The following is an 11645-nucleotide window of genomic DNA, read 5'->3' as shown; positions in this document are numbered from 1 at the left end:
ACCGACGAGTAATAGAACGCATGATCTGTTATCGTTCGCCGTATGCCCAGGCCACGCGTCCACGACCTCGACGCCGCGCTCGATACCGCCGAACGGCTGGCCGTCGACGGCGGGCCGAGTGCGGTGACGCTGCGGGCGGTCGCTGCCGCCACGGAGATGTCCAACGGCGCCATATATCACGCATTCGGCTCCCGCGGAGGGCTCGTCGGACGCGCATGGTTGCGGGCGGCGCACCGCTTTCTCGACCTGCAACAGGAATCGGTCGAGCACGCGCTGGAGCGGGGTCCCGTGGACGCCGTCGTCGCGGCCGCCGACACCCCGGCCGTCTTCGCCGAGAAGTTCCCGCAGTCGTCGCGGCTCCTGCTCACCGTGCGGCGCGACGAACTGCTCGGATCCGACGTCCCCGAGGACGTTGCGGACGAGTTGGCGCGCCTCGACTCCGTGCTCGTCGAACTGTTCGTCCGGTTGGCACAGGCGTTGTGGGGGCGCAGGGACGGTCGCGCGGTCGAGGTGATCGAAGCGTGCGTCGTCGGACTCCCCACCGGACTGCTGCTCCGTGCCCGGCGGAAACCGGACGACGCCATGCGCCGGCGCCTGGAGGCGGCGGTCCGGGCCGTCCTCGCTCTCGACCCCCCGTCCCCGGGGACACGTCACGACAGCACCACGAAAGGTTCCTGATGACCGCCACCCTGACCTACCGCGACAAGATTGCCGTCCTCGACCTCGGCGAAGACGAGAACCGTTTCTCCCCCGAGTGGCTCGACACCGTCGACGGTCTCCTCGACGACGTGCACGAGCAGGGCGCGCAGGCCCTGGTCACCACGGCCACCGGAAAGTTCTACTCCAACGGCCTCGACCTGGACTGGCTGCTGGCCAACGGCGACCGCGCGGACTGGTACGTCGGGCGCGTGCAGGCCCTGTTCAGCCGAATTCTGACGCTCCCACTGCCGACGGTGGCCGCGGTCAACGGGCACGCGTTCGGTGCGGGCGCCATGCTGGGAATCGCCCACGACTACCGGGTGATGCGGTCGGACCGTGGGTTCTACTGCTTCCCCGAGGTCGACATCCACATTCCGTTCACCCCGGGCATGGCGGCGCTGATCCAGGCCAAGCTGACACCGCAGACCGCGATCACCGCCATGACCACCGGCCACCGGTACGGCGGCACCGAGGCGCACGCCAGTGGGTTGGTCGACGGGACCGCGCCCGAAGGCGCGGTCCTCGACGCTGCCGTCGACCTGATTTCGCCCCTCGGCGGGAAGGACGCCGGCACGCTCGGTGCGATCAAGTCGACCATGTTCGCGACGGCCGTCGCCGCGCTCGCCTCGGGTCGATCGTGAATCGCTGAGCGAAACCTATTGGGCGAGAGTGGGGGTCATTCTCCCGGCACGTGGAGGATCAGGGCGTCGCCCTGTCCGCCGCCGCCGCACAGCGCGGCTGCGCCGGTTCCACCACCGCGTCGCTTCAGCTCGAGCGCGAGGTGCAGCACGACCCGTGCACCCGACGCGCCGAGCGGATGCCCGATGGCGATGGCGCCGCCGTTCACGTTGACCTTCGACGGGTCGATTCCGAGTTGCCGGGTCGACTCGATGCCGACGGCGGCGAAGGCCTCGTTGATCTCGACGAGATCGAGGGCGGAAGCGTCGAGTCCCTCCCGGGCGCAGGCCTTGTCGATGGCGTTGGCGGGCTGCTGCTGGAGCGTCGAATCCGGACCGGCGACGACGCCGTGGGCGCCGATCTCGGCGATCCATTCGAGCCCGAGTTCCTCGGCCTTGGCCTTGCTCATCACCACGACGGCCGCGGCGCCGTCGGAGATCTGCGACGCGGACCCGGCGGTGACGGTGCCGTCCTTGCTGAACGCGGGACGCAGCTTCGACAGCGACTCGGCCGTGGTGTCGGCGCGGACGCCTTCGTCCTCGGTGACGACGACCGGCTCACCCCTGCGCTGCGGGATGGTGACGGGAACGACCTCGTCGTCGAAGAGGCCGTTCTTCCACGCGGCAGCGGCACGCTGATGCGACGCGGCGGCGAAGGCGTCCTGCTCCTCGCGACTGATCTTGTCGGTGTTCGCGTTCCGGGTCTCGGTGAGCGCGCCCATCGCCTGGTCGGTGAAGATGTCGTAGAGGCCGTCGTAGGCGAGGTGGTCGACGAGGGTGGTGTCGCCGTACTTGAAACCGCCCCGTGAACCTGGGAGCAGGTGCGGCGCCTGGGACATCGACTCCTGCCCACCGGCGACGACGACATCGAACTCGCCGGCGCGGATCAGCTGGTCGGCGAGCGCGATGGCGTCGAGACCGGACAGGCACACCTTGTTGACGGTCACGGCGGGCACCGACATCGGGATGCCCGCGGCGACCGCGGCCTGCCGGGCCGGGATCTGACCGGCGCCGGCAGTGAGGACCTGCCCCATGATCACGTACTCCACCAGTTCCGGTGCCACCCCGGCCTTGTCGAGCGCGCCCTTGATGGCGATGCCGCCGAGGTCGGATCCGGAGAGGGTGGCGAGTGAACCCGTCAGCCGGCCGACGGGGGTCCGGGCCCCGGCGACGATGACGGACCTGGTGCGTGCAGTCATGGGTATGTCCTTGGTGTCGTGTCGAATGTCGGTCAGACGAGCGCGGATTCGCGGATCTCGAGGGGGGTTCCGGTGGCGGCGACGACGTCGTCGACGGTGACACCGGGGGCGACCTCACGCAGGGCGAGGGTGCCGTCGCCGACCACGTCGATGACGGCGAGGTTGGTGATGATGCGGTTGACGACGCCCTGGCCGGTCAGCGGCAGGGTGCAGGTGTCGATGATCTTGGGGTTGCCGTCCCGGTCGGTGTGTTCCATGAGGACGATGACGCGGCTCGCCCCGTGCACGAGGTCCATCGCGCCGCCCATGCCCTTGACCATCTTGCCGGGAACCATCCAGTTGGCGAGGTCGCCGGTGCGGGAAACCTGCATGCCACCGAGGACGGCGGTGTCGATGTGGCCGCCGCGGATCATGCCGAACGACAGCGCCGAATCGAAGAACGCGGCGCCGGCGTTGACGGTGACCGTCTCCTTGCCCGCGTTGATCAGGTCGGGGTCGACGTTGTCGTCGGTGGGGTAGGGGCCGGTGCCGAGGATCCCGTTCTCCGAATGCAGGGTGACGGTGACGTCGGTGCCGAGGTATCCGGGGATCAGCGTCGGCAGTCCGATGCCGAGGTTGACGTATTCGCCGTCGACCATCTCCGCGGCCGCGCGGGCGGCCATCTGGTCACGTGTCCATCCGTTGGTGCCGGTCATCGAGTGGCTCCTTCCGTGCTGCTGACTGTCCGCTTCTCGATCCGCTTGTTCTGGGGGCCGGTCTCGACGATGCGCTGAACGAAGACACCGGGCAGGTGCACCTGGGCGGGATCGATGGTGCCCGCGGGGACGAGTTCCTCGACCTGCGCGATGGTCACCTTCCCGGCCATGGCCGCGAGGGGGTTGAAGTTCAGGGCCGTCTTGTCGAAGACGAGGTTGCCGGCGGTGTCGCCGCGCAGCGCGTGGACCAGGGCGAAGTCGGCGGTGATGCCGAGTTCGAGGACGTAGCGCTTGTCGCCGAACTGCCGGGTTTCCTTGGCGGGCGACGCGAGCGCGACGGAACCGTCGGCGGCGTAGCGCCACGGCAGGCCGCCGTCGGCGACCGGGCTGCCCACACCGGCGGGGGTGAAGAACGCGGGGATGCCCGCACCGCCGGCCCGGAGGCGTTCGGCGAGCGTGCCCTGCGGGGTGAGTTCCACCTCGAGCTCACCGGAGAGGTACTGGCGGGCGAATTCCTTGTTCTCGCCGACGTACGACGCGGTGACCCGGCTGATCTGGCGGGCGCCCAGCAGGATCCCGAGCCCGTGGTCGTCCACGCCGCAGTTGTTGGAGAAGACCTCGAGGTTCCCGACACCCGAGTCGGCGAGCGCGCGGATCAGCGCGTCGGGGATTCCGCACAGGCCGAATCCGCCCACGGCGATCGTCGCGCCGTCGGACACGTCCGCGACAGCTTCTTCCGGGGTGTCGAACACTCTCGATCCCATGTGCATCCTTTCTTCTGGCCGCCGAACCCGGCGAAACCGCCTTCCCGCGACATTTCGTCCATCCAGTGGACGTCCTCTGCGACGGGCTTTGCTCCACTAAAAGGGGTCGCTTCATGCATTTCAAGGAGATCCGACATGTTGCTCGCGGTCTGGACGTCGTGGACAAGAGCGTTCACTGAGTGGACGTATACTCCGGTCATGAACGAGGCGCAGCGGCCACAGGTCATCCACCGGGTGGGATCGATCCTGCGGGCCGTCGCGGCCCTCGAATCCTCGGGATCCTCGACGTCCGCCCTGGCGCGGGAGACGGGTCTCGCCCGCCCCACCGTGCATCGCCTCCTCGTCTCGCTGGCCGAGGAGGGGCTGGTCGACCGCGACCTGAAGTCGGGCAAATGGTCGCTCGGACCCGAGCTGTATCTGCTCGGCTCGCTCGCCGCCAGCCGGTACGACATCACGGATCGCTCCCGCGACATCCTCCGCGATCTCGCTCGCGAGACCGGCGAAAGCGTGTTCCTGTCCGCTCGCCGCGGCGACGAGACGGTCTGCATTGCGAGCGAGGAGGGCAGTTTCCCGCTGCGCTCGCACGTACTGCACATCGGAATCCGATTTCCGCTGGGGGTGGCGACGGCGGGGATGGTCATCCTGTCGCACCTGCCGGACCGCGAGATCGACGAGTACCTGGCGCGCGCCGACGTCACCGGCGAATGGGGGCTGCAGCACAGCCGGGAGAAGATCGCCGAGCGCATCGCGGAGACCCGCCTCAACGGCTACACCGTCAACCCCGGACTGCTCGTCGAGGGCAGTTGGGGGATGGGCGCCGCCGTCTTCGACACCCAGGGATCACCGGCCTGGGCGCTGAGCATCACCGGCGTGGAGAGCCGGTTCCGTGAGGAACGACGCCGCGAGCTGGGAGAATTCCTCCTCCGCGAGGCGCACCGGCTCACCCAACTGCTCGCCGACCGGCCGCGGAGCCGCGGCTGAACCAGCCGATCGGACCGTGCCTACGCGGCCTTCCGGCCCCGCCGCGGCCGCCCGTGGCGGGTGTCGATGCTCCACACGTGCGTGCAATCGGGGCACTGCAGGTGCACGTGGGTTCCCTGACTGCTCAGCAGGTACTGCCAGTGCCGGTCGCAGTTGCGGCCGGACCCGCAGTCGCCGCAGGTCGAGCCGTGGTCGCAGCCCGGGCACGGCAACCAGGCGCGACGGGAGAAGTCCGCGGTGGGATCAATCGGCAACACGGCCCACCGTCCGATCCGGGAGCACACCCGCCTGCACCAGTTCGTCGTAGATGCGCTGCTGCTCGGGGTCGAGCCCGGAGTACAGCATGTCGTACGCCCGCTCTTCCTCCGCCAGCACGGCGACAGGGTCCCAGTCCTCGCCGATCGCTTCGAGGACAGCGCTGCGCCGCCGCGCTTCGTCCAGCGTGAGGTCGAGAGCGAACGAGAGTTCGGAGTCGCTACCCATGTGGTCACCTTCGTTTCGCGGTCGCCGACATCGAACGGGCTCCGACATCGAAGGGGCCAGGGTCACTCGAGGCGGCCCAAGATCACAATGACCTGGATCACGTGGATCGAAAGTGTTGCGTCGTGTTCACGACGACCGCGCCCCGTCGTCCGGGTGGACGACGGGGCGCGGGTGGTGCTGGTGGGTCAGGCCTGCAGGGCGGCCTCGATCTCGAGGGTGATGGTGATCTTGTCGCCGACGACGGCGCCGCCGCCTTCGAGGGGCATGTCGATGGTGATGCCGAAGTCCTTGCGGTTGAGGACGGTGGTGGCTTCGAAGCCGGCGACCGGTCCGTTGCCCATGCCGGGGTTGACGCCGTTGAACTCGAGGGCGAGCTCGACCTGCCGGGTGACGCCGTGGAGGGTGAAGTCACCCTCGATCACGTAGTCGTCGCCCTTGGCGCGGACGGCGGTGGAGGTGAAGGTGGCGGTGGGGTACTGCTCGGCGTCGAAGAAGTCGGCGGACTTGATGTGGGCGTCGCGGTCGGTGTTCTTGGTGTCGATGGACGCGACCTGGATTTCGGCGGTGACGGCGGTGGTGCCGTCCTCGGCGACGGTGATCGCGCCTGCGAAGTCGTTGAAGGTGCCGCGGACCTTGCTGACCATGAGGTGGCGGACGGAGAAGCCGACGGTGGAGTGGACGGTGTCGATGGTCCAGGTTCCGGCGGTGAGGTTGGGGAGGGTGGCGGTGGCGGTGGTCATGAAAACTCCTTGACGGTGAACGGGGCACTCGAATCGAGGTAATTGAATCTGCAACTACTAAGTTAGAGAGAAGTCGTTGCAATGTCAACTAAAATCTGTGAAAGGTGGGTGAAGTGCGGTTACGGCTTCGGCTGGACCTGGTGGCGGCTGACGATGGAGATCCGGTTGAAGGCGTTCATCGTGACGGCGATCCAGCTCACCGTGGAGATCTCCTGCTCGGACAGATACCGCCGCGCGAAGGCGTAGTCGGCGTCCTGACTGTGTGCGTCCGGGAGGGTGGTGATCGACTCGGCCAGCGTGAGAGCCGCGACCTCGCGTTCGGAGAACAGTGCCGTCTCCCGCCAGGCAGGTAGGACCGCGAGGCGCTGCTGGGTCTCGCCCGCCGCGAGCGCTGCGGCGACGTGTACGTCCAGGCAGTATGCGCAGCGGTTGATCTGGGAGACGCGCACGTTGATCAACTCGACGAACCGCCGGTCCATCCCGGCCTCGGTGGTCGCGTGACGGATGGCCTTGGCGACGCCGATCTGCGCCTGATAGACGGCCGGGCTCTGCTTGTCGATGTGGACGTAGTCGTTCTGCGCTGAGGTGCTGCTCATGACCAGCCTTTCCGGTGGGTGGATCAGGGGTTTTCCAGCAGGTGGGCGCGCATTTCGCCGAAGTCGTGCCCGAGGATGACGACGTCCCGGGGGCTGAGCAGGTCGAACATGTTCCGACGCACCTCTGCCACGTGTCCGGGGCTGGCGGCGGCGAGTTTCTCGGCGCCGGCGTCGGTCAACTCGGCGAGCATTCCCCGCTTGTCGTCCTCGCATTCCACCCGGCGCACCCAGCCCGCCTCGACCAGCCGGTTGATCGCCCGGGTCACGCCACTGCGGGTCGTGGTGACGGCGTCGGCGAGTTCGCGCATCCGCAGTTGCCGCTGCGGCGCTTCCGACAGCACGACGAGAAGTTCGAAGTCGGTGAAGGAGATGCCGGCGTCGCGGGTGAGCTGCCGATCGAGTGCCTGCAGGAGCAGTCGGGTGGCGTCCAGGTAGGCGCGCCACGTGTTCTGTTCCTCGGCGCTGAGCCATCTGGTCGGTTCCACGGGACCAGCATATCCCAAGTAGTTGACAGCGCAACTACTTGGTGTACTGTGGTGATAGTTGAAAGCGCAATCATCGGCGTTTCGCGGAGAGGGGTTCGGGCAATGAGCACCACAGACGAGCAGGAGCGCTCCCAGAGGTTCGCGGCGCAACGCGACCGGATCCGCGCCGAGCACCTGAAGCCCGTGTCGTCGCGGCCCGCATCCTCGGCCCGCGGACTCCACCACACCGCGCTGATCAGCAGCGACGTCGAGCGCACCGTCCGGTTCTATCAGGATCTCCTCGAGTTCCCGCTGACCGAACTGATCGAGAATCGCGACTACCCCGGGTCTTCGCACTTCTTCTTCGACATCGGCAACAGCAACCTGCTCGCCTTCTTCGACTTCCCGGGCCTCGACATCGGGCCGTACCAGGAAGTGCTCGGCGGACTCCATCACATCGCGATCAGCGTCGAACCCGACCGGTGGAATCACCTGCGCACGAAACTGGTCGACGCCGGCGTCGAACTCATCGAACACAGTGAGGTGTCGCTGTACTTCCGCGACCCCGACGGTGCCCGCCTCGAACTCATCGCCGACCCGCTCGGCGAAATGTACGGCTCACACGTTCTGTGAAAACCCTGCTGTGAAAATTCTGGAAAGGATTCACTCATGACTGCCGCCCTGACCCCACCCCGTCTCGACGTCCGCCGCGCCGACGACCGCTTCAAGACGAACGTGGGCTGGCTCGATTCCAAGCATTCCTTCTCGTTCAGCAACCACTACGACCCAGCTAACACCCACCATGGTGTGCTCATGGTCAACAACGACGACATCGTCGACCCCGGACAGGGTTTCGACACCCACCCGCACCAGGACATGGAGATCGTCACCTGGGTGCTCCAGGGTTCGCTGGTACACCAGGATTCGATGGGCCACTCCGGCGTCATCTACCCCGGACTCGCCCAGCGCATGAGCGCGGGAACCGGAATCCTGCACTCGGAGAAGAACGACTCGTGGCGACTGCAGGGAGACGCCGACGAACACCGCGATCCGGTCCACTTCATCCAGATGTGGGTCGTCCCCGACGAAGCCGGGATCACCCCGGGCTACGAGCAACTCGAAATCGACCACGAGTTGCTCACCGGCGGACTGGTCCCCGTTGCGTCCGGCATGCCGGGCCACGCCGACCACTCGGCGATCCGCATCAAGAACAAGTACGCCGCGATGCACGTCGCACGGCTGCAGCCCGGCCAGGCGCCCATCACCCTGCCCGATGCCCCGTTCCTCCACGTCTTCGTCGCGCGCGGCGAAGCCTCTCTGGAGGGTGTCGGCATCCTGGCCGAAGGGGACGCCGTCCGGCTGAGCGGTGGCGGTGGACAGCAGATGACCACCGACACCGGCGCCGAGATCATCGTGTGGGAGATGCACGCGCAGATCGCCGGGTAGCGCCGCCGCGGCTGCTTCCGTTCGGGTTGCGGAAGCTGCTACAGTGCCCGGCAGCAGTGATCTAAGGAAGGGCCTTACAACCGCGCGAGCGGCGACCCAGGCCCGGGTCCTGCATCCGAAGGAGTTCAGTCCCTTGGACACGGCTTCGACCGTCGTCCGCCGATCCACCGTCGAGTACGCCCCCGATCTGTTACTCGATCTCGTACGCCCCGCCGAGGCAGCGCATCCCTTGCCTGCGATCGTGTGGCTTCACGGTGGAGGTTGGCGGCTTCAAGACCGCACTGCATGCCCGGATCTGGTGCAGCACTTCGCAGGACACGGCTACGTCATGGTCAGCATCGACTACCGGCTTGCGCCCGGCACCTGCCACCCCGGCCAGATCTTCGACGTCCGGCGGGCGGTGCGCTGGCTGCGCGCCAACGCCGACGGCCACGGCATCGACCCCGACCGGATCGGTGTGTGGGGCTCTTCGGCCGGCGGGCACCTCGCCGCGCTGGCCGGAGTGCATTCGGCCACAACACGATTGCCCGGGGAAGATCCCGTGACCGTCGACAGTGCGGTGCAGGCCGTCGTCGACGGCTACGGCCCCGCCGACCTGCCCGGTCTCGTCGACCTCTCCGCGCAGCGGGCACCGGCCGAGGACCAGTCCCCGGAGGCGTCGCTGCTCGGCGGCGCGATCCGCGACCGGTTGGACGCGGCAAGATCCGCCAGCCCCGCACTGCATGTGACGTCCGGAGCGCCGCCGTTTCTGATCATGCACGGGCTCGGCGACAATCTGGTGCCGTCCACGCAGAGCGTGGCGTTGTACGACGCGCTCGTCGCCAACGGCAACGACGCCGTTCTCTATCTGATCGAGGGTTTCGGGCACGGGTTCTTCAACCCCGGCCACGTCCTCGAACTCGGTCCCGACCAGACCCTCGACCAAGGGCATCTCGAGCGAGATCCGCACGCGCCGGCCTCGACCCACGCAGTGAGCGACTTCGGGCGTGCCTTCACCGAGCGGTACCCCACTGCGTCGTTCGCGGCGGTCGAGGCGTTCTTCTCGCACACTCTGAAATCAGGTACACACGCATGACCATCTTCGACATCCCCGCTCTGGACGACGTCCACACCGCCGCTCCGCAACTCGACACCCTCCCCGGGCGGTGCGTGCCCTACGCCATGGCCGCCGGTGAAGGCGAGCGCCACGAACTCGGCGGGCAACTGATCACCGTCATCGCCCGCCCGGAAGACACCGGCGGGCAATTCGGTGCCGCATATGTGTACGGCGGCAAGGGAACCGAGACCCCGTTCCTCGCCCACGATCGAGAGCACCGCTTCCTGTACGTCACCGACGGACGGCTGCAGGTGTGGTTGCCGGGCGAATCGCACCTGCTCGTGCCGGGCGACTCGGTCACCGTCCCGGCCGGGACGCCGTACGCGTACCGCATGCTCGCGCACCGGACCCGGTTCCTGAGCTGGCTCACCGTCGGCGACGCACACCGGTGGTCGCAGGCCACCGGTCACGCCACCCAGTCGCACGTCTTCGACGCCGCGGCGGCGCCGATGTCGGACGCGAGACAGTCCGAACTCGCGGACCGCTACGGCATCCGGTTCCACGACCTCGAGAAGAAGGATCTACCCGCGGTGACGGGCACGGTGCTCCCGGCAGGGGAGTCGCCGTACGTGCTGCAGGCCGGCGAAGGCGACCGCTGGGCGAGCCTCGACCAGCTGAACACCTATCTCACGCGGCCCCGGAACACCGGCGGAACGTATTTCGCGATGCACACGATGGGCGGCAAGAGTGCGTACATTCCCCGGCACTTCCATCGCGAGCACACCGAGAACTTCGTCTGCATCGAGGGACGGATCCTCCTGCACGCCAACGGCCGGGAGATCATGTTGACCAAGGGCGATTTCCTCCACGCTCCGGCCGGGACGATCCACAGTTTCGCGTTCGACAGCCACGACACGCAGATGCTCGGCCTGCTGACCACCGGGGTGTTCGAGAAGTTCTTCGAGTACATGAACACCCCGACGGACGCGCACGTGCACACCGAGGGTGGCGACATGCAGTTCCCGGCCGAGGGGTTCGCGCGGGCGCGTGCCGAGCTGGACCTCGAGGTCGTCGGACCGCCACCGGCCCGCGGCGGCGGCAGGTGAGACCGGCCCGGCGCACACACCGCCGGACGGGCTGAGCTCTACACTTGCGCCATGGCGATCCAGAGCACCGTCACCCGGGCCGAGTCCCTGGTCGCCCACATCCAGGACCGTATCGCCGCGGGTGAACTCGCGCCCGGTGACCGGGTGGGCACCCGCAAGGAACTCCAGGAGGAGTCGGGGATGGCCCGCGGAACGGTCATCGAGGCCGTCCGGCTCCTGCAGGACCGTGGAGTCATCACCGTGCGCCCCGGGCCCGGCGGCGGCCTGTTCGTCGCCGAGCCGTCCTCGGTGGTGCGGCTCGGCCGCACCCTGCTGACGGTCGAGGGCGACGCCGCGGGAGTCGCCGACGCCATCGCCGTGCGCGAGGAACTGGAACCCCTCGTGACGGAGTTGGCTGCCCGGCACCGGACCGAGTCCGATGTCGCCGACCTGCGGCGAACGATGACCGTCATGGAGGCGTCGGCGGGCGACCCCGAGGCCTTCATCCGCACCGTGTGGGATCTGCACCGCCGGATCGTGGCGATCGGCCCGAATCATGTGTTGCGCGAGACGTATCTCAGTCTCGAAACCTACGTGGAGCAGCACGCGACCCGCGCGAGCCGCGAACGCAGCGCCACCAACAGCGAGTACTTCGCTCGACGGATCGACGTGCACCGCGCGCTGGTCGATGCCATCGAGTCCGGCGACCCGGCCCGCGCCCGTGATGCCGCCCGCGCGCACGCGCACTGAGCAAGTACTTCTCGCCGACCTTTCTCGAAC

Annotated in this window: 16 protein-coding genes; 8 read left to right on the top strand and 8 right to left on the bottom strand. The window is 67.9% G+C overall.

From position 1 onward, the window contains the following. Positions 1 to 42: 42 nt before the first annotated feature. Entirely contained in the window at positions 43 to 678 is a 636-nt protein-coding gene (locus tag JWS13_RS23635) for a TetR family transcriptional regulator (protein ID WP_206007716.1), read from the top strand. Further along, entirely contained in the window at positions 678 to 1340 is a 663-nt protein-coding gene (locus JWS13_RS23630) for an enoyl-CoA hydratase-related protein (RefSeq protein ID WP_206007715.1), read from the top strand. The genes JWS13_RS23635 and JWS13_RS23630 overlap by 1 nt, the downstream gene beginning before the upstream one ends. A 35-nt stretch (positions 1341 to 1375) precedes the next feature. Here the strand turns inward: JWS13_RS23630 and JWS13_RS23625 are convergent, their stop codons facing one another. Genes JWS13_RS23625 through JWS13_RS23615 form a run of 3 tightly spaced genes read right to left on the bottom strand, consistent with a single transcriptional unit; the run spans position 1376 to position 4034 of the window. After that, entirely contained in the window at positions 1376 to 2575 is a 1200-nt protein-coding gene (locus tag JWS13_RS23625) for an acetyl-CoA C-acetyltransferase (protein WP_206007714.1), read from the bottom strand. Positions 2576 to 2607: 32 nt separating this feature from the next. Beyond that, entirely contained in the window at positions 2608 to 3270 is a 663-nt protein-coding gene (locus JWS13_RS23620; RefSeq protein ID WP_160096952.1) for a 3-oxoacid CoA-transferase subunit B, read from the bottom strand. Beyond that, positions 3267 to 4034, bottom strand: coding sequence for a CoA transferase subunit A (locus tag JWS13_RS23615; protein WP_206007713.1), 768 nt, complete (start codon positions 4032 to 4034; stop codon positions 3267 to 3269). The genes JWS13_RS23620 and JWS13_RS23615 overlap by 4 nt, the downstream gene beginning before the upstream one ends. A gap of 198 nt (positions 4035 to 4232) precedes the next feature. Between JWS13_RS23615 and JWS13_RS23610 the strand changes: the two genes are divergently transcribed. Further along, positions 4233 to 5015 (top strand): IclR family transcriptional regulator, encoded by a 783-nt coding sequence (locus tag JWS13_RS23610; protein WP_206007712.1) that lies wholly within the window; start codon positions 4233 to 4235, stop codon positions 5013 to 5015. A 20-nt stretch (positions 5016 to 5035) separates the two neighbouring features. On the opposite strand, the gene JWS13_RS23605 is transcribed toward JWS13_RS23610, so the two are convergent. From JWS13_RS23605 to JWS13_RS23585, 5 genes are all read right to left on the bottom strand, one after another. Beyond that, positions 5036 to 5272 (bottom strand): hypothetical protein, encoded by a 237-nt coding sequence (locus JWS13_RS23605; protein WP_206007711.1) that lies wholly within the window; start codon positions 5270 to 5272, stop codon positions 5036 to 5038. After that, positions 5259 to 5498, bottom strand: a complete 240-nt coding sequence (locus JWS13_RS23600) for a DUF6400 family protein (RefSeq protein WP_087555278.1) — start codon at positions 5496 to 5498, stop codon at positions 5259 to 5261. The genes JWS13_RS23605 and JWS13_RS23600 overlap by 14 nt, the downstream gene beginning before the upstream one ends. A 185-nt stretch (positions 5499 to 5683) precedes the next feature. Beyond that, positions 5684 to 6238 (bottom strand): YceI family protein, encoded by a 555-nt coding sequence (locus JWS13_RS23595; protein ID WP_206007710.1) that lies wholly within the window; start codon positions 6236 to 6238, stop codon positions 5684 to 5686. A gap of 119 nt (positions 6239 to 6357) precedes the next feature. Further along, the gene (locus tag JWS13_RS23590; RefSeq protein WP_206007709.1) at positions 6358 to 6834 is read right to left on the bottom strand and encodes a carboxymuconolactone decarboxylase family protein; all 477 of its coding nucleotides are present in this window, start codon (positions 6832 to 6834) and stop codon (positions 6358 to 6360) included. A gap of 23 nt (positions 6835 to 6857) precedes the next feature. Further along, positions 6858 to 7319, bottom strand: a complete 462-nt coding sequence (locus tag JWS13_RS23585; protein ID WP_206007708.1) for a MarR family winged helix-turn-helix transcriptional regulator — start codon at positions 7317 to 7319, stop codon at positions 6858 to 6860. A 102-nt stretch (positions 7320 to 7421) separates the two neighbouring features. Here JWS13_RS23585 and JWS13_RS23580 point away from each other — a divergent pair, with 102 nt between their 5' ends. From JWS13_RS23580 to JWS13_RS23560, 5 genes are all read left to right on the top strand, one after another. Further along, positions 7422 to 7931, top strand: coding sequence for a VOC family protein (locus JWS13_RS23580; RefSeq protein ID WP_087555282.1), 510 nt, complete (start codon positions 7422 to 7424; stop codon positions 7929 to 7931). A 36-nt stretch (positions 7932 to 7967) separates the two neighbouring features. Then, the gene (locus tag JWS13_RS23575; protein ID WP_206007707.1) at positions 7968 to 8744 is read left to right on the top strand and encodes a pirin family protein; all 777 of its coding nucleotides are present in this window, start codon (positions 7968 to 7970) and stop codon (positions 8742 to 8744) included. Between the two features lie 133 nt (positions 8745 to 8877). Then, positions 8878 to 9819: an alpha/beta hydrolase gene (locus JWS13_RS23570; RefSeq protein ID WP_206007706.1), complete on the top strand. Its 942-nt coding sequence runs from the start codon at positions 8878 to 8880 to the stop codon at positions 9817 to 9819. After that, positions 9816 to 10886 carry a quercetin 2,3-dioxygenase gene (locus JWS13_RS23565; protein WP_206007705.1) on the top strand — a complete coding sequence of 357 codons (1071 nt, stop codon included), beginning with the start codon at positions 9816 to 9818 and terminating at the stop codon, positions 10884 to 10886. Before JWS13_RS23570 ends, JWS13_RS23565 begins: the two co-directional genes overlap by 4 nt. A 51-nt stretch (positions 10887 to 10937) precedes the next feature. Continuing rightward, positions 10938 to 11615, top strand: coding sequence for a FadR/GntR family transcriptional regulator (locus tag JWS13_RS23560; RefSeq protein ID WP_206007704.1), 678 nt, complete (start codon positions 10938 to 10940; stop codon positions 11613 to 11615). Positions 11616 to 11645: the final 30 nt, after the last annotated feature.

The sequence above is a fragment of the Rhodococcus pseudokoreensis genome, assembly GCF_017068395.1.
GTDB classification, from domain to species: domain Bacteria; phylum Actinomycetota; class Actinomycetes; order Mycobacteriales; family Mycobacteriaceae; genus Rhodococcus_F; species Rhodococcus_F pseudokoreensis.
This window is presented reverse-complemented; position numbering and strand designations above follow the sequence as displayed.